Genomic DNA, 20,731 nt, shown 5'->3' on the forward strand with positions numbered 1-20,731 from the left:
GGCCTAATGAAGGAGTGTTTATGTCAGTCAAAACGTTCACTGAAGAATTCAAAATTGAAGCTGTAAAACAGATTAACGAGCAGGGATACCCTGTTTCTGAGGTTGCGGCACGACTTGGTGTTTCCACCAATAGCCTTTACGCATGGATCAAGCGTTACCAAAAACCCGAACCACAGCGCAAGCAGGACGATGCCCTCCAGCACGAAGTAAAGCGCCTCAGGCAAGAACTTAAGCGGGTGACTGAAGAGCGAGATATTTTAAAAAAGGCCGCCGCGTACTTTGCAAGAACGTCAGGCTGAAGTACGCCTTCATTAAAAAAATGTCGACCTTTTATGCGGTACGCCGGTTGTGTCTGGTTCTTGGCCTCCATTACAGCGGTTATTACCAGTGGCTAAAACGGCCTCAATCTCTGCGCGCCAGGCAAGATGAGCGCCAAACAGGCCTCATTAAACAACTGTGGCTTGAAAGTGGTACGGTTTATGGTTATCGAAAAATCTGGCTCGACATGAAAGACTTGGGTGAGCGAGCTGGGCGTAACAGGATCGCGCGCCTAATGAGGCTTGCAGAGTTGGCTTCTCAAACCGGATATCGGAAACGCCGCTATTACGGCGGCGGAAAAACATCAGTTGCCAACCCTAATTACCTTGAACGCCAGTTCATTGTTCCTACCCCCAATACGCATTGGGTGAGTGACATGACCTATATCAGAACGCATGAGGGATGGTTGTATCTGGCCGTTGTTCTCGATCTTTTCTCGCGTCGGGGTATCGGCTGGAGTATGGGGGGGCGAATGACAGCAGAGCTGGTGATGGACGCCTTGTTGATGGCAGTGTGGCGACGTAAACCAACGGCAAAAGTACTAATCCATTCGGATCAGGGCTCGCAATATACGAGCGAAAGATGTCAGCATTTTATGACCGCTCACAATTTAAAAAGCAGCATGAGTCGCCGAGGTAATTGCCATGATAACGCGGTGGCTGAAAGCTTTTTTCAGTTGCTAAAACGAGAACGCATAAAGAAACGGATCTATAAAAATAGAGAAGAAGCGAAGGCGGATATCTTCGATTATGTAGAGATGTTTTATAATGCTAAACGGCGTCACAGTGCCTGTGAAGATCAACCACCTGCAGTTTATGAAAGTGCCTGGTTCATGAGGCACGCAACCGTCTAGGAAACTGGGGTCTATTCATACATCACCGAGTTTAAGTGCTCTCCCATCAGTTCTCTTTGCTTCTTGATCATGACGGCGAGCTGGTTCATAGGATACCTCGTGATTACGAATACACTTTTGATTAATGACTTGAACTCCACCCTCGTCGATATATTTTGGTGAAATACCACGACGTAATTCGCTCGTTATCTCGCCGAGAATCTTTACTTTCCATCCTTTCGGCACCCAACCACCCAAACCAAGTGAAGGTTCGGAGCATTCCTCAAAAGCTGCAGGGAATAGCTGGCGGATATCCTCCGGCAAGGGTTTGAAGTCAGCACTTTCACGCACGGCTTTGCGGGCCTCTGCGCGGCGCAGCAACTCATCAGAGAACTTTAAATCCTGCTCGAAAAAGCCTGCATCCAACGCGTTATCGACTACGGGGTCAAAATCCACAAACCATGATTTAAAGAGCGCTTGTGCCATTAGCTCTAGGGTTTTGTTGATTTGGCGGTTGAGTGTGATTTTGTTATCAATTCCTCTTAACAATTTCGCACCATATTGCTGATATGTCAGCGGTGGAATTCTAATTGGAATTTCCTTTAGAGCCTTGCCTGTTAGATGCTTTATTGTCGTGCCTGTAAAAAATGGCTCAATATGGCCTGCTCGAGTAGAAAATAGGAACCAATAGTATAGATATTCACTATCCAACCCAGATAGCGTTCTTACTCGATGTAATGCCTTCTGAATCTTCATATTTGGGATCTCATCTTCCCAAATTGCACATCGTCCTGGCTCGCCACCTTCACAAATGATCAGGTCACCTTTTTTAAGCCCATAACGAGTATGTTCATGTGCTTCGAACTTCATTTCCGCAAGGTCATCAAGCTCAAATTCCCCCCACCTTACGTTACTGTTACCAAGGTAAGGATGGTATTCACCAGTATTTTTATTTTTGTCTAGCATTTTTCCTAGACAAGAATCGATGTAGTCACCTAATTTGGCTTGCGTCCAATCACTCTCCATAACCCAATGCCTCCATATTGGCACGAATCGCCTGATCCAGCGTTGCCGCTTCATCTAACTGTCGATAAAGAGTTTGGGTCAGTTCCTGCATCTTGGTTTCAAAAGCAATCCCATCATCCTCAATATCAGCAGCCCCGACATAGCGGCCAGGAGTCAGCACATAGTCGTTGGCCTTCATATCATCAAGAGTCGCGACTTTGCAGAAACCGGCCTGATCCTGATATTGCTCGACACCGATCTCGTTGGATTCGATACGGCGCTTGAGTTCGCTCTCGCTACTGCGCCAGGCGTGGAAGGTATCGGCTATGGTAGCGATATCCTCTTTAGTCAGCTCTTTTTGGGTACGGCTCACCATCGTGCCAAGATTGCGGGCATCAATAAACAGGGTCTCGCCGCGACGATCGCGATAGCCATATTGAGGGTTGGCTTTTTTGCTTTTGCTGATAAACCACAGGCAGACCGGGATTTGGGTGGTGAAGAACAGCTGTCCTGGCAAGGCAATCATGCATTCGATACGGTCATCTTCTATCAGCTTTTGGCGGATCTCGCCTTCACCGCTGGTATTCGAGCTCATGGAGCCATTAGCCAGCACAAAGCCTGCAGTACCGTCTTCACTCAGCTTGGAGAGCATGTGCAGGATCCAAGCATAGTTAGCGTTGCCGGTAGGAGGAGTGCGAAAACCTGCAAAACGTGGATCGTTGGTGAGCTCCGCTTCGTTGCGCCAGTCCTTCAGGTTAAACGGTGGATTGGCCATGATAAAATCGGCCTTGAGGTCCGGGTGCTGATCGGCAAAGAAGGTATCAGCAGCACGCTCTCCCAGATTGCCGGAAAGACCGCGTACTGCCAGGTTCATCTTGGCTAACTTGTAGGTGGTGCTAGTGAGCTCTTGGCCGTAAATAGCGATGTCCCTGCTTTTACCCTTATGACTCTCGATAAATTTGAGGGACTGCACAAACATACCGCCTGAACCACAGCAAGGGTCATAGATCTTGCCTTGATAGGGTTCGAGCATTTCAGCAAGCAAGGTCACCACTGCTTTAGGGGTGTAGAATTCACCACCGCCTTTACCTTCGCTGGCGGCAAACTTGCCAAGGAAATACTCGTAGACGCGGCCCACGAGGTCCTCTTCCGTCAGATCGCTTTCGTTGGCGAGAGTGTCGATATTCTCAATACTATCGATGAGAGAAGCGAGCCTTTTCACCTCTAACCCCTGACGGGAGAAGTAGTTATCCGGCAGGGCACCTGTCAGCGACGCATTGCGTTTCTCTATAGTAGAAAGGGCCGTATCGATAATCACCGCGATATCATCTTGCTTCGCGCGGGCTTTGACAAAAGACCAGCGGGCTTCTGGGGGGAGGAAGAAAACGTTATCCTGCTGATAGAAAACATCCATATCGACAAAGGCTTCCTGGCCGTTATCGATTAACTGCTTGCGCTTGGCTTCGAACTTGTCGCTAATAAATTTCAGGAATACCAGGCTCAACACCACGTGCTTGTATTCGGAGGATTCCACGCTGCCACGCAGCTGGTTGGCGGTATCCCAAAGTGTTTCTTCGAAGCCTTTGCCAGCTTTCTTGGTTGGTGATTTAGCCATGTAAATGCGTTCTCTTTTTCTTATGAAAAACAATCGGATTCCCATGAATTGGAAACTAAGCTCTGAAGAGCGAAAAAACCATCCTAGGTCAATTACGACGTGGGCTTCCGACAATGTTTGCAAAATGATATTGACCGGGATTATCTCATAGAACCAGCCTGACTTTATTGCCTTTGGCCAAAATAGATGCATGTTTGGTGTCATTACCGATGGGTAAGGCAATAGGTCGATCGTGAGTAGCATCATTATAAATAGTGGAATTGGCGGTTTGTACCAAAATCAGTGGTGAACTAGCTTGCCGCAGTGTTGGTGTCGAGTAGCGCCCTTTAACAGTATCTATGCTTGGTAAGTTGGCCACAAAATTGGAATGTTTTTCTCGGTCTAGCTGGTTATTGAATGTTGAGTCAAGGCCGATCTTATCGGTCACTGATGGAGTAGTCGGTTATTGACGCGATTGTGTAATACGCTGTTGCATCCAGCTTTCCACTTCGCTCTGTAGCCAGCGAGAGCTGCAGTCCAGTTTGATGGGCTTGGGGAAGAACCGTCCTGCATAAGTTTATAGAACCCCTTGTCGGGCATGACCGTGTAGGTGGTGATAAAGGTTATATCAATGAGCTGATCGTTTAGCAGGGTGGGGTGATGTTCATGATTACATCTCCTTTAAGTCAGTTGGTTAAAGGAGAAATGACTGTCTTCAGGACGGTATTGCAGCCTCCTCAGGGGATGGACGGTCGTGTAAAAAATAAAAGTAATGATGGTCTTAATACACACGGCGGGGATGTGTCTATGTTATCTGACACTCCCCCCAAATGAACGGTCTTCCTTGCTGTAGGCCTTGGTGTGTTCTTTAGCAAAGTAGCTCAGGTGGCGTCGTAATCCCAGGTACTGTTGTCCAAAGCGGTCCACCTGAAGACTCTCCAGATAATGTGGCGTGTTGTTGAAGGAAACCAGCGTTCGGTACTCAGGAAAGTCGAGTAGGCCTAATGCACTTAGCCAGGCCTCGCTGATATAGCTCCCCAGGTTATGGTCTTCCTTCGAATAATCCCCTAAACCATTGAAAGTATCTTTGTTAACGAATATCGCTGCGTGATAGTGAGATTTACCGCTGCTCCCTACCTCACGTACCCAGACGTATCTCAGGTCCGTTGGACATACCTGAGACTTTTCCCGTTTACGTCGTTGCTGATGGGCTGCTATACGCGCCCTCAGCGCCCCTGTGAAGCGTTCCATTAAACCGGTCTTCAGATTAGGGGTGCAGGCAATACTGTCACCTGTATCGCGGTACTCAGGCAGTCTGAGTACGAAGGTGAAAACGGATGTTCTGGCGTGGGCTTTTGTTGCTTTGCTGATGATTTCAGTAATACGACTCATATAGTCAGAGTTTAGGGGGCCAAATTTACTGTTGGTCATGAAGATTACTCCTGGGGCATATTTCAATCGTGCGCAGGCCCTGCCAGAGTAAATGGCAGCGATGGAGGCACGAATGAGGGTTAAAGTGACATTAAGTAGAAAGGCATGGTGCTGTAAGGTATGTGTCAACGGTCGATAATGAGAAACTTGACAGTGAATGCTTTTGTCAGTTGAATCTATGCGATGCAGAACAGAGGTGGGTTTAGTTATTGGTGGTCATCATAACTTAATGGATATCATAAGGTGTAAACTATGCTGTTATTATTAATGATATCTATACCTTCCATTAATTATATTCCAAAAGTGTTTTTTAATGTGCCATGTAATATCCTCGGTGACAAAATTAATATGATTTCGTTTATTTTATTCACTCCTTAACTGGTTGGTTTTATATATTTAGCAATCCATATTCATATGTCTTTCTGTATATTTTATTGTGTATGCTTATCCATGTATGTAATATATATACTGTATGGGAATAGGATGAAATTACTTTATAGTGCCTTGCAGATAGCGGTTGGACATATTTACTATGCTTAAATTTTACTCCAGGGTTATCAATTCAGAACTTAAAAGAAAGCATTGTTTTCTGAAAGACCGGGAGCTCTCATGAAACCACTCCTGCTTAATCCATTTTGGGCTTCTGCTAGACCTCACTGGTGATGGTACAGCCTTTCTTTTTTACCAACATGCTTCAGTGACCACGCGAGTCAGTTATACGCTGCTGCACCCAGGCTTCCACTTCACTCGTAAGCCAGCGGGAGCTGCGCCCCAGTTTGATAGGTTTCGGGAACTGTCCTTCGCTGATGAGTTTGTAGAACCATTTATCGCTGCAGTTGGTGTAGGTAGTTATGAATACCATATCAACAAGCTGATCATTCAGCAGAGTAGGTGATGTGTTCATGGTGGAATCCCCTTTACGTGAAAAGTGAAAGGAGGAATGACTGTTCTCAGTGTTGTGTTGCAGCCTTCCTCAGAGGATGGGAAGGTCGCGTAAAAAAATAATGATTACGCAATGTTCACTCTGCCTGTTCAGCATCATTACAAAGGTATGGTTGGGCTGAAGTTGAAAATAGGCAATGCAGATGGCGGAGAGTGAAGGCAGGGAGTTGCTGTTACGGGCAGGGATATCTCATTTTTAGCATCATTATGATAAACATTAAATAAAACAAAAGCAGGTCACTTTTATAACCTACTTTAATTTTTATTTACATCTAAAAGTAGGTTACAATCACGTATTGATGCGACTGCCTGCCAGGAATGTGAGATGGATGGCTGAGTGCCGGAAAGCGGTTATCAGGTGGTTTTACTTTTGATGCGGTGGTCATGATAGGAGACGGAGAAGATGGGTTATAAATACAAGGCGACGATGTACTATTCTGATGAGGATACAGAGCAGTTTCTCAGGGGAAAGGCAACGAAGCCTAATGGAAAGAAAAGTGCATCGCATTACCTTTATGCGTTAGTTAGCAGAGAAAGAGAGAACTTGGATATCATTAATACTACTGTAGGTGAAACAGAGGTAATCAAACTGTATCCCCAGTTTACGGTTGGGAAGAGAATTGATTTCAGTGGCCAGGTTTCTTTTTCGTCATTCATCTCTATCGGTGAAAAGAGAAATAAAACGGCGGATAATAGACTAAAATTAAAAAGCCTGATGGATGCTATTGATAATGCAATCGCTTCTGATTTTGCTTTGGACATGCGAAGATTTAAAATATCAGATGATAAAACCGATGAATACAGCTTCTCAGTTATCCTGAAAACAGAGGTGGACTGCTATTATAACGATGACGTTTTACCAGGTGAGAATTATAAAGGGATTTTTAGAGCTACATGTATAATTATTAATGTCAGCCGGTCTGAATGGGGACGGTTGGACGGGAAGTATGATTTTGAGGGGATAAAATATTTTAAATACGAGGAGGTTTTAAAAGCTCAGAATGGAAGGTTTAAAGGGTTATGTAAAATAGCCGAAATAGATCCCCGAGACAAAATTGGCGCATTTTTCATTCCTGTACGTGTAACTTCAAAAGAATTTCCATATGACAGAATACCTGCAGGTGGATTCTGTATTCAGGGGGTTAATGTCGACTTCAACAAGGGAAGAGTGAAACTCAAATCAATGAATACTAGTCAGAAGGAAAGGCATTTCGGATCAGGTATAGGCTGAGCCGGTTTAGTTATAAAAATCCACAGACCAATATCATCTCTGTGATAACCAGATTGAATTATTATCACAGGTGATATTGATGAACAACGAACATCCGGCAGATATGCCGCTGGCGAGGATACTCTCCCGTCTGCCAGCAGATACAGTACGTGAGATACAGCATCATTTCAGTCGTGCCATCTCTTATGAACCCTACATCGGACTGATGGGCAAAACCGGTGCAGGCAAATCCAGCCTGTGCAATACGCTCTTTAGCTCTCCTCCTGCAAGCGTCGATGCAGTGAAAGGATGTACCCATCTTGCTCAACAGTACAAAACCTCTGATGGTCTGCATGCACTTAACATTGTTGATTTTCCTGGGATTGGTGAAACACCAACGCTTGATAAGATGTATGCCCATTTGTACCAACACTGGTTGAATAGGCTGGACCTGATCGTCTGGGTGCTGAAAGCCGATGACCGCGCATGGAATGATGATATCCGATGTTACCGGCAGTTGGTTTCTCAGGGCACAGATCCCGCCCGCTTTCTGTTCGTTATCAACCAGGCCGATAAAATCGAGCCTTGCCGGGAATGGGATGCTACAGCCCACCAACCTTCTCTGCGGCAGATGCAGAACCTGCAGGAGAAGGTGACTCAGGTGAATACCGTGTTTTCTCCCGTTCATCCTGTCTTGGCGGTTTCTGCCTCTGAAGGTTTCAATATACCTCGGTGGGTCGAAGCCCTAATCACCGCTTTACCCGACAAAGCCATCAGTGCTGTGACCCGTCATCTTGAGCCTGAGTATCGGACGGAGAAGGTTACCACTACGGCACAGGAAGGCTTCACCCGCGTTGTAGTTAACATCTTTGACGAAAGCGTGGAGGCCCTGCTTGAGTCACATATTTTAAGAAAGTGGTTAAAACAGATCCGCTACCGACTGATCTCTCTGGCCAAGTTGCTCTGGCATCGCTTCTTTTAACGTATGCCCGACAACCTGCCATGCGTTCGATCTGTTTCGCCGATCGAATACAGATAACACATAGTTTTTGGCTATCAATTTAACACTAATGATCGATTTTGCCGATAGATTTGAACGATCGGTCTCGGCTAATTGATCTTTATTAACGATTATCCCTCCTCATTGTATCCTGATACGATCCCCCTCTGGGGAGGTTGTTCAATCCCAAAACTTTCTAATTTATTATTAATAAAGGAATATTTCTCTATGTTGAAACCTTATCCGTTTCTCAAGCAAGACACCTACGCCTGGTGTTTGTCCATTGGCCTTCCAATACTCTGGGTACCCTTCGCCATTTTCTGCCCTAAAGAGATTGCCCTTGGCCTGTATATGGTGTTTTCCCTTATTTGGGTGCTGCTGGACCGACTCAGCTTGATGAAGCAAGAAAAACTCGCACCTTCATTTTTATATTTCCTATTACCGATGGTTTATCTGCGACAACGGGACGAGCGTCAGGGGAAACCTTGGCGTTTGTTACAGGTTTGGCTGATTTGCACCGTTTTGTCAGCCGTGGCCGGTAATCATTTTAAAAAGCAGTCGGGTACCGAACAACTTGCAAAGAGCGCCTGTTCTACTGTTAGCCAGATCATGCAACGTGAAGGCATTGATGAACGCTGTATTCGCGTAACGGATTTAAAGGAAGAGGTCAGCGGGCGTTTTTATCGGGCTCAGGCACTGATGAACACCGGTAACAAGGAGCCAATGACCATTGAAGTTAGGGGCAGGGATATTTATGTCGTATTACCCGAACTGGGGGAATGAAAATGACAGATCACTTAAAAAGTATCGCCAGCGTTCTGCTGTTAAGTACCGGGCTGTTGCTGTCATGTATGAACGCTGCCCAGGCTGAAGGTCAGCGCTGTGCAAAGCCGGTCTTTTATGCGCAGACGCTCAACCATAATAAAGAAGTCGAAATCTGCATTAATACCCCATACGTTTCTTATTCCTTCGGTAAAACCGGCGCAACAAATAAAGAGATGGATATCACTGTTCCAGCGGCCAGCACCACTTACGCGTACCAGAGTAATCAGGTCATCAGTATTCAGGAATTTACTGTGCGAAACGGAGAAACCCGCTACCAGGTATCCGTCGGAACAAACGATGAGGGAGAGCCAGTAGCTTCACTTTATGTATTTAAGGGCGCTCCGGACACCGGAAAACTGCTGGCAGAGATAAAGCTCGATTCTCATACGGTGGTGAACAACATCAGCCACGCATTGGCGGATGACGGTATCGCCCAGGCCGATGGCTTCTGATGCTACATCTGGCCTGTGTGCCAGGATACAAACCGTTGTTAATAAGGAATTTTAATGATGTTTAAAACCCTGCTTACCACCATGCTACTTGCCGTCGCGCTTCCTGCGCTGGCGGATAATGCACCGCTGTCTGTCAATGCACAGGAAACTTATCTCCCGAAAGTTAATTTTCCAGTCTGGCAACTGACGCTGACCAGCCTTGAAAATGACATCACTATCCAATCAATCACCCTGAACCGGGGTAACTGCCTGATTTCAATGTCGGGGAGGGGACAGAATGTGAATAAGCGCCTGGGTTACGGTCAGACACTGTCCTTTACCACTCCTAGTAACAGCAGCTTCACGCAGTGTCGCCCTCTTGAGCTGAGCGTACAAACAAGTAAAGGCGCTTTTACCTTTAACTGGAAATAACAGCTTTATCGCATTCTGGATAAAATGGGTCCCAAATTTTCACCGGTAAATACTTAGCCGGTCATACATTACTGCACTGACAGGGCTGTTCCTCCTTCGGGAGGAGCAGCCCTTTTCTTTTTCTACCCGATAGGGAGTTAACCATGCGATTAGCCAGCCGCTTTGGATCCGCCAATCTTGTACCCCGTGACCGTCCGCTGATACGTGATGAACTTGCACACTATGTACCCAGCATCTTCAGTGAAGATAAACATGAATCACCCATTGACTAAAAAGGAGATTCATCATGTCTGCTGAATACAACTCTCACAACAATAATGACGCGACAACTACGACAGCGCTTCAGCCCACGCCCGTTGCTGATAGTGCGCGTATTCATTTCTGGCCGGAGCACTTTGGTAGTATCCCGCAGTGGATAACGCTGGAGCCCCGTATTTTCGCCTGGCTTGACCGACTATGTGCAGAATACCACGGTGACTGCTGGGCATTTTATACCCTGTCCAATGGCGGTGCCTTTATGGTGCCAGACACTGAGCAGGACTATGTATTGTTTAATGAACTCAACGGCAACGGGGCCACCGTTAGCCGTGAGGCGGCGGGAGTTGTCGCCTGTCTCATGACGTACAGCCACCACGCCTGCCGTACCGAGTGTGATGCCATGACGGAACATTATTATCGTCTGCGGGACTACGCCCTTAGCCATCCTGAATGCAGCGGCATCATGCACATTATCGACTGAGGATTTTTACCATGGAGAAGCAACTGGCTTTGTTTCCGTCCGCACTACCACTTTCAGCGCAGCTGACTATAAAACAGGCACTGGCCTTGTTGGAGCAGCACTTGTGCGAACCGGGTGCATCATTTACCTCAACCCATGCCACCCGTGACTGGTTACGTTTGAAAATGGCAGGGCTTGAACGTGAGATGTTTATGGTGCTGTTTCTGGACAACCAACACCGCCTGCTCGAGTGCGAAACGCTGTTTAGCGGCAGTATCAACAGCTCCGAAGTACATCCCCGTGAAATTGTCAAAGCAGCACTTCGCCACAATGCCGCTGCCGTGGTCCTGGCACACAACCATCCCTCTGGCTATGCAGAACCCAGCGAGGCAGATCGGCAGGTTACTCAGCGGACAGTTAACGCGCTTACTCTGGTGGAGGTGCGGGTGCTGGATCACTTCGTTGTCGGAGGTAAGGAAGTGGTTTCTTTTGCCGAACGTGGTTGGTTGTAAGAGATGCCAAAAATAGAAGCTTTGTCCGACAGAGAAAGACCCTACGGTCGCCCGGTTACCGATGACGATCTCTGTACCGAATGCTATTACCTCATCCATTACCCTGGCAGTTTGTCGTTGTGCAGCCGGTTAGCTGAGGGAAACCGTTGGCCCTGCGCCATCATCGCGGACGGTGACGCGCTTTACTGCGAGCGTTTTATCGACTGTCAGGAATAGCGTGTTTTCCCCTATGACTAAAGGAATACTGAAATGAAACCTACTCCATCCAAAACTATCCCACCGAAGGACACTACCGCCTGTCTGCAATGGGGGCTTCGGCACGACATCACGCCGTGTTTTGGCGCAAGACTGGTACAGGAAGGCCAACGCCTGCATTTTCTGGCTGATCGTGCTGGTTTTTGCGGTGTATTCAGCGAGGAAGGGGCCCGACATCTGGATCAGGCTTTCCCACTAATAATGAAACAACTGGAACTGGCATTACTCTCCGGTGAGCTTGATCCTCGCTACCAGCGGAGCATCACGCTGAGCCACAATGGCCTGACCTGCGAAGCCGACGCCCTCGGGTCGCACGGCTACGTCTACATCACTATTTATCCGACACCTTCAGTAACGGCATAAACCCCAAAAGTTTATCCTTAGGTTACCTCAACGCCTTCACAGTCCCTTTCCTTTCACATTACGAGATAATAACCATGCAAACTTTACCCGTATCTCCGACGCGGGAGGCTCAGCTTGGCCCGTCACCCGCAGCTGTCTGGAAACAACTCCTGACGCATCTGTTTGAGCACCATTACGGCCTGACGCTCAATGACACTCCCTTCTGCTACGAATTCGTAATACAGGAACATATTGAATCCGGCATTTTGCTGAAAGATGCCGTGAATTTTGTGGTCGAACGCTATGGCCTTTTACGTATTGATCGCAGTAGTTTCTCCTTTGATGAGCCGTCACCGTTTATTAATTTTACCGATATTCTTCGAGCCAGACGAGCAATCGGACTGATGAATACTTAAATTCTCAGAGCCCATTTCCTGATTTCCACCCCCGAACTTTCTCTTATTTCTACCCGCCGCATAATGCGCCAGCTATGCCCGGTTGGCGTGTTTGCTTTTATGCATGGAAAACACATTATGCAGACAGAACCCGAAGTATTAACTGACCATACTGAGCTTATATGCTCGACCAATATTGAGCGCATCGTTTCCAGACGTAACGCAGCACTGGCACAGACTGAAGCCCTTATCTGCCAGCTTGAAGGCATCTCGGCAACCACCAGCAGCATTGGCGGTGGAATTGCAAGAGACTGGGCCATGCGACAAGACTTTCGCTGCGGCTGCTGGCTTATGGAGAAAACAGAAACGGCGATGAAAGTGATCACCTGCAATCTTGATCGCGGTATATGGCGAGATTTGATGAAGAAATCGGGAATGCTCAGTTTGATGGACGCTCAGGCAAGGGACCAGTGGAACAAAAGTCTTGAGGATGAGAATATTCCTGCCATCAGTGAAACCAACATACTCAGTACCTTTGAGCAGCTACATCAGAGCAAAGATGAGGTATTTGAGCGCGGGATTATCAACGTCTTTAAGGGATTGTCATGGGATTACAAAACTAATAGTCCGTGCAGCTTTGGGAAGAAGATCATCATCAACAATCTCGTTACTCATAATCGCTGGGGCTTTAGCCTTAACTGGGGTTGGCGACGGGATCAACTGGCAGACCTGGAGAGAATGCTGTTTCTGCTGGATGGCAAACCCATCCCTGACAACCGGGGTGATATCTCTACCCGATTGATGGAGCATATCCAGGATAATCCGGCTAAGGACGTTTACGAAGAGGAGTTCTTCAGCATTCGTTACTTTCAGAAGGGAACCGCTCATCTGACTTTTAAGCGGCCTGAGCTGACTCAGAGAATGAATGATATCATTGCCAAACATTATCCGGGCATGTTGGCCCAGCGATAATGGGCTGTATTTTCTGACAAATTTATCTGTTGGTATAAATGTTGGTACAAATTTTATCGAACACGATTTTATCCATATAAAACATATCAATACTTGATGTATTCGAATCCTGTAGGGACCATAAAAATCAATAAGTTACCCTCTAATTATCAGCAAATTTTTTTTAAAGTGCCAGATTAGTGACATTAATCCCCAATATCGTCCAGAGCTACGCCATATATGGTCTAATCATTCCGGAGTTAACTCGCATCCTCACTTGTGTGGCTTAGAGACCGAAACCCTGTTCATCAGGCGCACTTCCTCCTGAGGGGTGCCGTAATACAATGAACATAAAAGCCTTCTTTGCTTGCCAAGATTGAGCGGATTGATCAGAGCGGCGAGTTACAATATTTGGGCTCCCAAATAACGCCAAAGAGTGAAATAGTAAATTGAGAGCCACTTTCATTACGGCTCTCAATTAATTAAAAACATTCAGTTATTAAATAAATAATACCAACCAAAGAAACCAATCCGGTAATCAGTAATCCTGCCGCTACTGCAGAGTAACTCACTGTTGTTGTCATGAACCAATTTTTAAATATTATCCACATAGCCATCATCCCGTTTTGTTTGGCAAGAGAATGACAGTGAAATCAGAGGGATGAAAACTGGTTGTACAGATCAATAAACGATTATTGATCGTTCAAAACGATCGTTAGCCAGTGAAAAACAATGAGAAAGAAAATGACTCAATGTGTCATGGTTGCTAACGGTAGTTAGATATTCCTTCTTAATCAATTAGATACAGATTACTACGACTTGCTTTGTTCGATGGAACTAGAACTACACCCTATTTAAAAACATATATATATGGAAAAACATATATGTATGTTTACATAATAATTAATTTCAGTATGATTTCATCAAGCCATAAAGGAACTCATATGACATTTACCCCCTTACAGCTCTTCAAAATTCTCTCTGACGAAACTCGCTTGGGTATCGTGCTGCTTCTCAAAGAGCTAGGAGAGCTGTGTGTGTGCGATCTCGGTGTTGCGCTTAATGAATATCAACCTAAGATCTCCCGCCATCTGGCTATGCTGCGGGAAAGTGGAGTATTGTTGGATCGCAAACAGGGAAAATGGGTTCACTATCGTTTATCTCCACATATTCCTTCATGGGCTGCACTGATCGTTGAACAGGCTTGGATAAGCCAGAAAGATGAAATCCAGGTTCTCGCCCATCATCTGGCATCAGTAAACAGCTCTACCAGCGGTAAAACTATTTGTACCTAAAAGTTGCACCTAAAAAAGGTGTAGCTAAAAAATTCGCATTAACACATGCGAAAAATCATATATATGGGGATTCTATGTTACTGGCAGGAGCTATATTTATTCTGACCATTGTATTGGTTATCTGGCAACCGAAAGGTTTAGGTATTGGCTGGAGTGCCACACTCGGAGCGATCCTGGCTTTGCTGTCCGGAGTGGTTCATATTGCCGACATTCCCGTGGTGTGGAATATCGTCTGGAATGCCACTGCTACCTTTATTGCGGTAATTATTATCAGCCTGCTGCTGGATGAGTCAGGTTTTTTCGAATGGACTGCACTGCATGTTTCCCGCTGGGGAAACGGGCGAGGTCGTTTACTGTTCACGTACATTATTCTGCTGGGTGCTGCCGTCGCGGCATTGTTTGCCAATGATGGTGCCGCACTTATCCTTACCCCGATTGTTATTGCCATGCTGTTGGCATTGGGGTTCAGCAAGGGCACCACGCTGGCGTTTGTGATGGCCGCCGGGTTTATTGCCGACACTGCCAGCCTGCCGCTTATTGTTTCGAATCTGGTTAATATTGTCTCGGCAGACTTTTTCCATCTCGGGTTCACGGAATATGCCTCGGTGATGGTTCCGGTGGATATCGCTGCGATTAGCGCTACGCTAGGAATGTTGCACTTATTCTTTCGCAAGGATATTCCAAAAACCTATGATCTTGAGTTGCTGAAAGTACCGGCTAAAGCCATTAAAGATCCGGCAACGTTCAGAACTGGCTGGATAGTTTTACTCCTTCTGCTGGTTGGCTTTTTTGTACTGGAACCACTGGGTATCCCAGTCAGTGCCATTGCCGCTGTGGGGGCATTAATCCTCTTTGTTGTAGCCAAAAAAGGCCATGCGATCAACACAGGTAAAGTGCTGCGCGGTGCACCGTGGCAGATCGTGATTTTCTCGCTGGGGATGTATCTGGTGGTTTATGGCCTGCGCAATGCCGGTTTAACGGAATACCTTTCTGGTGTCCTTAATTTACTTGCCGATCAAGGACTTTGGGCGGCCACTATGGGAACCGGTTTCCTGACCGCATTCTTATCTTCGATTATGAATAATATGCCAACGGTTCTGATTGGAGCCTTGTCTATTGAGGGCAGTACCGCTACGGGGGTGATTAAAGACGCGATGATTTATGCCAATGTGATTGGTTGCGATCTGGGGCCGAAAATCACGCCTATCGGTAGCTTGGCAACGCTGCTCTGGCTCCATGTTCTGTCACAGAAGAATATGATAATTAGCTGGGGATATTATTTCCGCATAGGGATTATCATGACTCTCCCAGTGCTGTTTGTAACGCTGGCCGCGCTAGCGCTACGTCTCTCTTTCAATCTTTAGTGAGATATTAATATGAGTAACATTACCATTTATCATAACCCGGCCTGCGGTACTTCGCGTAACACGCTGGATATGATCCGTAACAGTGGTGAAGAACCGACAGTTATTTTTTATCTTGAGACGCCACCAGGACGAGATGAACTGGTCAAGCTCATTGCCGATATGGGAATAACAGTACGAGCGTTATTACGTAAGAATGTGGAGCCTTATGAACAATATGGGCTTGGCGAAGACAAGTTTACCGATGATCAGCTCATCGACTTTATGCTACAGCATCCCATATTGATTAATCGTCCTATTGTTGTCACTCCCCTGGGAACGCGTCTGTGCCGCCCCTCAGAAATGGTACTCGATATTTTGCCAGCCTTGCAGAAGCGAGCATTTACCAAAGAGGATGGCGAGAAAGTCGTTGATGATGCGGGTAAACGCGTTAAATAAATTGAAGGGAGGGGCATCCCTCCCGGTTTATCATTTGCTGTGGTGCTAATGCAATATGCGTGGTGGGCTGGCCTTTAACTTCATTACTTGCTGAGTTCTGCCCGAAACCTCATGACGATAATACCTATTTTGGGAAGTCAGGAATTGCCTAATCCATCTTGGATGGCTTAGTCGTTTTGTTATTTTAATAAAATGTAACTACTGAATCAGCCTAAGTTTTTCTTAAGTATTCATCATTACACTCCTTATTATCAGTAAAAGGAGCGATTATGAGCATGAATATTCAGGCACCTTACCAGTTGTTGTTTGCTCAGAATGAGCAAGAAGAAAACCTACTGAAACAATATATACAGCGGGAGTATAGCCGTGAGTTCAATGCCATTATTCCGCATTTTTTACCTCATTTATTAGGACTCTATCGCGCCGATGGTGTCCTTGTTGGAGCCTGCGGTCTGAATCGTGGTGATTCCGGAGCATTATATCTAGAGCGTTATTTGGACGCGCCTATTGAGATGATTATTGCCACGCAAACCAGGCGTTCAGTTTTACGTCATCGTCTGGTGGAAATTGGTAATTTTGCCTGCTCGGAATCGGGAGATGCGCGAATTATGTTTGCGGCTATTTGCCGGTTGTTATGTGAGAACCAGCTTGATTATGTGGTATTTACTGGTACCCGAAAATTACGCAATATTTTTCACCGATTAAATCTAAATCCACTGGAGCTAGCCCCTGCTCTGGCAGATCGTCTCGGTGAAGATGCTTTAGCGTGGGGGGAATATTACCAGAGCCAACCTTGTGTGATGGTAGGGGATTTAAATCAGGGCCGCCAAGTCCTGAGTAAAACCAGTTTGTTACTTTCCTTGTTTGCGCCAATGCCCAGTATTTTTACATTTCAGATGAGGACGCAGCGATGATCCTTTTTGAACGACTGGCGGAAATGGCGGCACAAGCACCGCTACGTCCTGCGTTGTGCGATAGCCATCGGGTGATTAGCTATGGTGAATTACTGCCTAAAATAGAAGCACTGGCAGAGCGACTCCGTAATGAAAAAATATCGCGACTTGCACTCTTTCTGGACAATAGTCTTGATTGGGCTCTTATCGATTTAGCGGGCGCATTAGCCCATATTGTTATTATACCGGTACCGGTTTTTTTCAGTTATGAGCAACAAAATTGGCTACTGGATAGTAGCGGTGCGGATGCTTTGATTGGCCCAGCACGTGCAGGTTGGATCTCAACCGTATCATTTGAATACAATCTACAACGTCGCCAACCGGTATCGGTACCTGAATTACCGCGGCATACCGCAAAAATTACTTATACATCAGGAACTACAGGTCATCCCAAAGGGGTATGTTTGAGTTGGCAGCATCTGATGCAAGTCAGTTTATCGCTTATTGAGCGGGTGGCTCCTGCCAATGTGCAACAGCATCTCACACTGCTGCCTCTTTCAACATTACTGGAAAATATGACTGGGCTGTATGTTCCACTGCTAAGCGGTGCGTGTAGCCGTATCCCCTCGCTTGCTGAAGTGGGTTTTACCGGTTCCAGCCAATTCTCCTATCCGATCTTGGCTCAGGCTATTCAACAATGGCGGCCACACAGTTTGGTACTGGTACCTGAGCTTTTACGGTTGTTAGTGATGCTGTGCGCCATTAATCCAGATTTGGCCGCGAGTTTACGTTTTGTTGCGGTCGGTGGCGGTAAGGTCGCCAAAGATTTAGTGGCTAAATCGCATCAGTTAGGATTGCCCGTTTATGAAGGCTATGGGTTATCAGAATGTGGTTCGGTCGTTGCCCTGAATACATTGGGGAGTCTTTTGCCCGGCTCAGTGGGTAAGCCATTAGCGCATTGTCAGATCAACATCGCGCAAGATGGAGAAATTCTGATTTCTGGGTCGACAATGCTGGGCTATTTGGGTGAACCTGCACCCGAAAACGCTGTAGCGACGGGCGATCTGGGGCAGTTTGATCATCAAGGTTTTCTTCATATTACTGGACGTAAAAAGAATGTTCAGATTACGGCATTTGGTCGGAATTTTTCACCAGAATGGGTTGAAGCCGAAGCGCAAATTTTTCCGGCAATCTCTCGTCTTGTCATCTTTGGTGATGGGTTAAGTGCCAATGTGGCCTTGATTCAACCGACACCGGGTTATGAAAATAACCTTTCAGATCAAATAGACCAACTGAATAAGCGATTACCTGATTACGCACAGATCCACCATTATCTTCTGGCTCAGTTCAGTGTAGAGAACGGTTTACTAACCAATAATGGGCGCCCGAAAAGGCAACAAATTCTGGCCGAATATCACACCCGTATCAATCAATTAACTGCAGGAGAGATTGTATGAATTTTTATCAACAATTACAGCATGATACTGCGGTGGACAGAGATAAACTCCTTTCTGCGCCAGTGATAGCGGCTTGCCGTAGTGGCAATATTAATACCGAAATGTATATCGCCTTTTTGACTCAGGCCTTCTATCACGTCAGTCATACCGTTCCTTTATTGATGACGGCGGGCGGCCGGATGAGTTCAGAACATGAGTGGGTTCGTGGTGCTATTGCCGAATATATTGATGAAGAATATGGGCACCAAGAATGGATATTAAATGATATTCGCACTTGTGGGGGAAATGCTGAGGCTGTTCGTCATGGTCAGCCAGTATTGGCGATAGAATTGATGATCGCGTTTCTCTACGACTCTGTCTCCCGGCTTAATCCTATGGGTATTTTTGGCATGGTACATGTCCTTGAAGGAACCAGTGTTGCTATTGCGACTTCGGTTGCTCAACAGCTCAAACAAGGCTTAGGGTTACCGGAAAAAGCCATGAGCTACCTCAGCTCACACGGTGAACTGGATAAGGAACATTTGGCTTTTTTTGAATCATTAATGAATCAGGTTGAAAAAACCGACGATCGGGCAGCGATCATTCACTCTGCCAAGGTGGTTTACCAGCTTTATGGAGATATGCTGCGTGGCCTGATGGGGCAACCGCAATGAAGCTGAATAATAGCCGTATTCTGCTGACCGGAGCCAGTGGCGGTATTGGTCAGGCATTGGCTCACGCATTGGCGAAGCGGGGAGCCTGTTTGATATTGCACGGGCGTAATGAAATGGCTCTTACACAGCTTTTGCATGCATTACCCCATCCGGAAAAGCATCAAATATGGATCGCCGATCTTTGTGACACTGCGGCATTGGCAAAACAGGTTGAGGTATTTAGAGAACAATCTGGTATTGATATTTTAATCAATAATGCTGGCACCAATCACTTTGCGTGGCTTGAGAGCCAAAGTGAACAACAAATAATACAGCAATTATCACTAAATATTCAGGCACCCATATTACTGACTCGAGCTTTGTTACCCTATATCAATAAACCGGGCATGATTATGAATATTGGTTCCAGTTTTGGCAGTATTGGTTATGCTGGATATAGCGTGTATTGCGCCAGTAAATTTGCTCTACGTGGTTTTAGTGAGGCACTGGCTCGGGAATTAAGTGGTTCGGCCATTCATATTCTTTATTTTGCACCTCGAACGACACAAACTACGCTTAATTCAACGGCTGTTTATGCCATGAATGCAGAATTAGGGACAAAAAGTGACAGTGCCGAATGGGTGGCAAAACAGGCCGTTATTGCACTGGAGAAAGACGTCACACGGCGGTGGTTAGGTTGGCCGGAGCGGTTCTTTGTTAAATTAAATGCACTTTTTCCCGGCGTTGTAGATAAAGCTCTGGCTAAACAACACGCGATTATTGCTCGTTATGCCGATGCTTCCAGTAATAAGAAGGATTCACAATGAAGACGCTATTGCTGTTGCTCACATGTTTTGGCAGTACCGCGGTTTATGCCCAGAATGAGTTGGCCGATATCCAGAATCAATGGGCTGTTTGCCAATATCAGGTGGCGGCAAAACAAAAAGAATCCTGCTTGGAAAAACTCAGCACTGTTGCAGATAAAGCCAGTTCAGCCAATGGTTCACGCGCTGATCTATTAATTTGGTCTGCCATCGTTAAGAGTAGTTGGGCGGGAGAGAAAGGGGGACTTGGCGCATTGGATTTGGTTAAAGATGCGAAAGTTAAGTTGGAACTGGCCATAAAACTCGATGCTAATGCGTTGGATGGATCGGCTTATACCAGCCTTGGAACCCTTTATTATCAGGTTCCCGGTTGGCCCATTGGTTTTGGCGATAAAAAACAAGCTGAAGTGCTATTAAAAAAAGCGTTGCAGGTTAATCCCACTGGCATCGATCCCAACTATTTCTATGGTGATTTTCTATTGGAGCAAGGGCACAAAGCGGACGCAAAAATCTATTTACAGAAAGCGCTAGCGGCTCCGGCGCGTTCAGGCAGAGAATTAGCAGATAAAGGCCGTCATCAGGATATTCAACAGAGACTCGATAAACTCTGAAGTTTCACTTAGGCAAAGGTAGCG

Annotated in this window: 25 protein-coding genes and 2 pseudogenes; 21 read left to right on the top strand and 6 right to left on the bottom strand. The window is 46.2% G+C overall.

All coding sequences use genetic code 11. The features are described from left to right. The first annotated feature begins 20 nt into the window (after positions 1–20). A protein-coding gene (locus tag DJ39_RS07810) for an IS3 family transposase (protein ID WP_155274691.1) occupies positions 21–1,171 on the top strand; the annotation gives its coding sequence in 2 pieces (ribosomal slippage) (positions 21–258 and positions 258–1,171; 1,152 coding nt in all). Between the two features lie 15 nt (positions 1,172–1,186). Here the strand turns inward: DJ39_RS07810 and DJ39_RS07815 are convergent. The 6 genes and pseudogenes from DJ39_RS07815 to DJ39_RS07835 all read right to left on the bottom strand — a co-directional run bounded on the left by DJ39_RS07815 (position 1,187) and on the right by DJ39_RS07835 (position 6,084). Then, positions 1,187–2,176 (bottom strand): restriction endonuclease subunit S, encoded by a 990-nt coding sequence (locus DJ39_RS07815; protein ID WP_038251704.1) that lies wholly within the window; start codon positions 2,174–2,176, stop codon positions 1,187–1,189. After that, positions 2,166–3,770, bottom strand: a complete 1,605-nt coding sequence (locus DJ39_RS07820; RefSeq protein WP_004720069.1) for a class I SAM-dependent DNA methyltransferase — start codon at positions 3,768–3,770, stop codon at positions 2,166–2,168. The genes DJ39_RS07815 and DJ39_RS07820 overlap by 11 nt, the downstream gene beginning before the upstream one ends. A 145-nt stretch (positions 3,771–3,915) precedes the next feature. Next, positions 3,916–4,128 (bottom strand): hypothetical protein, encoded by a 213-nt coding sequence (locus DJ39_RS07825; RefSeq protein WP_004720071.1) that lies wholly within the window; start codon positions 4,126–4,128, stop codon positions 3,916–3,918. Positions 4,129–4,212: 84 nt separating this feature from the next. Then, positions 4,213–4,400: pseudogene (locus tag DJ39_RS18250) on the bottom strand (helix-turn-helix transcriptional regulator). 159 nt (positions 4,401–4,559) lie between these two features. Further along, positions 4,560–5,180: an inovirus Gp2 family protein gene (locus DJ39_RS07830; RefSeq protein ID WP_038251287.1), complete on the bottom strand. Its 621-nt coding sequence runs from the start codon at positions 5,178–5,180 to the stop codon at positions 4,560–4,562. A gap of 694 nt (positions 5,181–5,874) precedes the next feature. Next, positions 5,875–6,084: a helix-turn-helix transcriptional regulator gene (locus DJ39_RS07835; protein ID WP_038251288.1), complete on the bottom strand. Its 210-nt coding sequence runs from the start codon at positions 6,082–6,084 to the stop codon at positions 5,875–5,877. Between the two features lie 441 nt (positions 6,085–6,525). Here DJ39_RS07835 and DJ39_RS07840 point away from each other — a divergent pair, with 441 nt between their 5' ends. From DJ39_RS07840 to DJ39_RS07930, 20 genes and pseudogenes are all read left to right on the top strand, one after another. Beyond that, complete coding sequence (locus tag DJ39_RS07840; protein WP_004720076.1) at positions 6,526–7,353, top strand: hypothetical protein; 828 nt, start codon at positions 6,526–6,528, stop codon at positions 7,351–7,353. A gap of 79 nt (positions 7,354–7,432) precedes the next feature. Further along, entirely contained in the window at positions 7,433–8,314 is an 882-nt protein-coding gene (locus DJ39_RS07845; protein ID WP_230596577.1) for a GTPase family protein, read from the top strand. Between the two features lie 246 nt (positions 8,315–8,560). After that, entirely contained in the window at positions 8,561–9,115 is a 555-nt protein-coding gene (locus DJ39_RS07850; protein ID WP_004720086.1) for a hypothetical protein, read from the top strand. 2 nt (positions 9,116–9,117) lie between these two features. Next, positions 9,118–9,609 (top strand): hypothetical protein, encoded by a 492-nt coding sequence (locus DJ39_RS07855; protein ID WP_004720088.1) that lies wholly within the window; start codon positions 9,118–9,120, stop codon positions 9,607–9,609. Between the two features lie 54 nt (positions 9,610–9,663). Next, complete coding sequence (locus tag DJ39_RS07860) at positions 9,664–10,020, top strand: hypothetical protein (RefSeq protein WP_004720091.1); 357 nt, start codon at positions 9,664–9,666, stop codon at positions 10,018–10,020. A 143-nt stretch (positions 10,021–10,163) separates the two neighbouring features. Beyond that, a pseudogene (locus tag DJ39_RS18255) lies at positions 10,164–10,289 on the top strand (DUF932 domain-containing protein); the annotation flags it as partial. A gap of 17 nt (positions 10,290–10,306) precedes the next feature. Then, on the top strand, positions 10,307–10,759 hold the full coding sequence (locus DJ39_RS07870; RefSeq protein ID WP_004720092.1) for an antirestriction protein: 453 nt from the start codon (positions 10,307–10,309) through the stop codon (positions 10,757–10,759). Positions 10,760–10,770: 11 nt separating this feature from the next. Further along, a complete protein-coding gene (radC, locus tag DJ39_RS07875; protein WP_004720093.1) occupies positions 10,771–11,250 on the top strand; it encodes a RadC family protein in 480 nt (159 codons plus the stop codon). Between the two features lie 3 nt (positions 11,251–11,253). Continuing rightward, positions 11,254–11,466 (top strand): antirestriction protein, encoded by a 213-nt coding sequence (locus tag DJ39_RS17895; protein ID WP_139127562.1) that lies wholly within the window; start codon positions 11,254–11,256, stop codon positions 11,464–11,466. Positions 11,467–11,499: 33 nt separating this feature from the next. After that, entirely contained in the window at positions 11,500–11,868 is a 369-nt protein-coding gene (locus DJ39_RS07880; RefSeq protein WP_004720095.1) for a type IV toxin-antitoxin system YeeU family antitoxin, read from the top strand. A 74-nt stretch (positions 11,869–11,942) separates the two neighbouring features. Beyond that, positions 11,943–12,263, top strand: a complete 321-nt coding sequence (locus DJ39_RS07885) for a TA system toxin CbtA family protein (RefSeq protein WP_004720097.1) — start codon at positions 11,943–11,945, stop codon at positions 12,261–12,263. 117 nt (positions 12,264–12,380) lie between these two features. Then, positions 12,381–13,214, top strand: a complete 834-nt coding sequence (locus DJ39_RS07890) for a DUF4942 domain-containing protein (protein WP_038251289.1) — start codon at positions 12,381–12,383, stop codon at positions 13,212–13,214. 923 nt (positions 13,215–14,137) lie between these two features. Continuing rightward, entirely contained in the window at positions 14,138–14,488 is a 351-nt protein-coding gene (locus tag DJ39_RS07895) for a transcriptional regulator (protein WP_038251290.1), read from the top strand. Positions 14,489–14,562: 74 nt separating this feature from the next. Then, complete coding sequence (locus DJ39_RS07900) at positions 14,563–15,852, top strand: arsenic transporter (protein ID WP_004720102.1); 1,290 nt, start codon at positions 14,563–14,565, stop codon at positions 15,850–15,852. 12 nt (positions 15,853–15,864) lie between these two features. After that, positions 15,865–16,290 (top strand): glutaredoxin-dependent arsenate reductase, encoded by a 426-nt coding sequence (arsC, locus tag DJ39_RS07905; RefSeq protein ID WP_004720103.1) that lies wholly within the window; start codon positions 15,865–15,867, stop codon positions 16,288–16,290. A 269-nt stretch (positions 16,291–16,559) separates the two neighbouring features. After that, on the top strand, positions 16,560–17,204 hold the full coding sequence (locus tag DJ39_RS07910; RefSeq protein ID WP_038243845.1) for a thermostable hemolysin: 645 nt from the start codon (positions 16,560–16,562) through the stop codon (positions 17,202–17,204). After that, positions 17,201–18,640 carry an AMP-dependent synthetase/ligase gene (locus tag DJ39_RS07915; protein ID WP_038251291.1) on the top strand — a complete coding sequence of 480 codons (1,440 nt, stop codon included), beginning with the start codon at positions 17,201–17,203 and terminating at the stop codon, positions 18,638–18,640. Before DJ39_RS07910 ends, DJ39_RS07915 begins: the two co-directional genes overlap by 4 nt. Then, positions 18,637–19,293 (top strand): iron-containing redox enzyme family protein, encoded by a 657-nt coding sequence (locus DJ39_RS07920; protein WP_045844502.1) that lies wholly within the window; start codon positions 18,637–18,639, stop codon positions 19,291–19,293. The genes DJ39_RS07915 and DJ39_RS07920 overlap by 4 nt, the downstream gene beginning before the upstream one ends. Further along, entirely contained in the window at positions 19,290–20,099 is an 810-nt protein-coding gene (locus DJ39_RS07925) for an SDR family oxidoreductase (protein ID WP_038251292.1), read from the top strand. Before DJ39_RS07920 ends, DJ39_RS07925 begins: the two co-directional genes overlap by 4 nt. After that, positions 20,096–20,707 carry a tetratricopeptide repeat protein gene (locus tag DJ39_RS07930; RefSeq protein WP_172460315.1) on the top strand — a complete coding sequence of 204 codons (612 nt, stop codon included), beginning with the start codon at positions 20,096–20,098 and terminating at the stop codon, positions 20,705–20,707. The genes DJ39_RS07925 and DJ39_RS07930 overlap by 4 nt, the downstream gene beginning before the upstream one ends. Positions 20,708–20,731 lie beyond the last annotated feature (24 nt).

Source organism: Yersinia ruckeri ATCC 29473 (genome assembly GCF_000754815.1).
Classification (GTDB): Bacteria; Pseudomonadota; Gammaproteobacteria; order Enterobacterales; family Enterobacteriaceae; genus Yersinia; species Yersinia ruckeri.

What these genes read in the sequence shown, in the direction of transcription:
- DJ39_RS07815 (WP_038251704.1), bottom strand. Translation starts at nt 2,176, where the DNA reads ATGGAGAGTGATTGGACGCAAGCCAAATTAGGTGACTACATCGATTCT.
- DJ39_RS07820 (WP_004720069.1), bottom strand. Translation starts at nt 3,770, where the DNA reads ATGGCTAAATCACCAACCAAGAAAGCTGGCAAAGGCTTCGAAGAAACA.
- DJ39_RS07830 (WP_038251287.1), bottom strand. Translation starts at nt 5,180, where the DNA reads ATGACCAACAGTAAATTTGGCCCCCTAAACTCTGACTATATGAGTCGT.
- DJ39_RS07835 (WP_038251288.1), bottom strand. Translation starts at nt 6,084, where the DNA reads ATGAACACATCACCTACTCTGCTGAATGATCAGCTTGTTGATATGGTA.
- DJ39_RS07840 (WP_004720076.1), top strand. Translation starts at nt 6,526, where the DNA reads ATGGGTTATAAATACAAGGCGACGATGTACTATTCTGATGAGGATACA.
- DJ39_RS07845 (WP_230596577.1), top strand. Translation starts at nt 7,433, where the DNA reads ATGAACAACGAACATCCGGCAGATATGCCGCTGGCGAGGATACTCTCC.
- DJ39_RS07850 (WP_004720086.1), top strand. Translation starts at nt 8,561, where the DNA reads ATGTTGAAACCTTATCCGTTTCTCAAGCAAGACACCTACGCCTGGTGT.
- DJ39_RS07855 (WP_004720088.1), top strand. Translation starts at nt 9,118, where the DNA reads ATGACAGATCACTTAAAAAGTATCGCCAGCGTTCTGCTGTTAAGTACC.
- DJ39_RS07860 (WP_004720091.1), top strand. Translation starts at nt 9,664, where the DNA reads ATGATGTTTAAAACCCTGCTTACCACCATGCTACTTGCCGTCGCGCTT.
- DJ39_RS07870 (WP_004720092.1), top strand. Translation starts at nt 10,307, where the DNA reads ATGTCTGCTGAATACAACTCTCACAACAATAATGACGCGACAACTACG.
- radC (WP_004720093.1), top strand. Translation starts at nt 10,771, where the DNA reads ATGGAGAAGCAACTGGCTTTGTTTCCGTCCGCACTACCACTTTCAGCG.
- DJ39_RS17895 (WP_139127562.1), top strand. Translation starts at nt 11,254, where the DNA reads ATGCCAAAAATAGAAGCTTTGTCCGACAGAGAAAGACCCTACGGTCGC.
- DJ39_RS07880 (WP_004720095.1), top strand. Translation starts at nt 11,500, where the DNA reads ATGAAACCTACTCCATCCAAAACTATCCCACCGAAGGACACTACCGCC.
- DJ39_RS07885 (WP_004720097.1), top strand. Translation starts at nt 11,943, where the DNA reads ATGCAAACTTTACCCGTATCTCCGACGCGGGAGGCTCAGCTTGGCCCG.
- DJ39_RS07890 (WP_038251289.1), top strand. Translation starts at nt 12,381, where the DNA reads ATGCAGACAGAACCCGAAGTATTAACTGACCATACTGAGCTTATATGC.
- DJ39_RS07895 (WP_038251290.1), top strand. Translation starts at nt 14,138, where the DNA reads ATGACATTTACCCCCTTACAGCTCTTCAAAATTCTCTCTGACGAAACT.
- DJ39_RS07900 (WP_004720102.1), top strand. Translation starts at nt 14,563, where the DNA reads ATGTTACTGGCAGGAGCTATATTTATTCTGACCATTGTATTGGTTATC.
- arsC (WP_004720103.1), top strand. Translation starts at nt 15,865, where the DNA reads ATGAGTAACATTACCATTTATCATAACCCGGCCTGCGGTACTTCGCGT.
- DJ39_RS07910 (WP_038243845.1), top strand. Translation starts at nt 16,560, where the DNA reads ATGAGCATGAATATTCAGGCACCTTACCAGTTGTTGTTTGCTCAGAAT.
- DJ39_RS07915 (WP_038251291.1), top strand. Translation starts at nt 17,201, where the DNA reads ATGATCCTTTTTGAACGACTGGCGGAAATGGCGGCACAAGCACCGCTA.
- DJ39_RS07920 (WP_045844502.1), top strand. Translation starts at nt 18,637, where the DNA reads ATGAATTTTTATCAACAATTACAGCATGATACTGCGGTGGACAGAGAT.
- DJ39_RS07925 (WP_038251292.1), top strand. Translation starts at nt 19,290, where the DNA reads ATGAAGCTGAATAATAGCCGTATTCTGCTGACCGGAGCCAGTGGCGGT.
- DJ39_RS07930 (WP_172460315.1), top strand. Translation starts at nt 20,096, where the DNA reads ATGAAGACGCTATTGCTGTTGCTCACATGTTTTGGCAGTACCGCGGTT.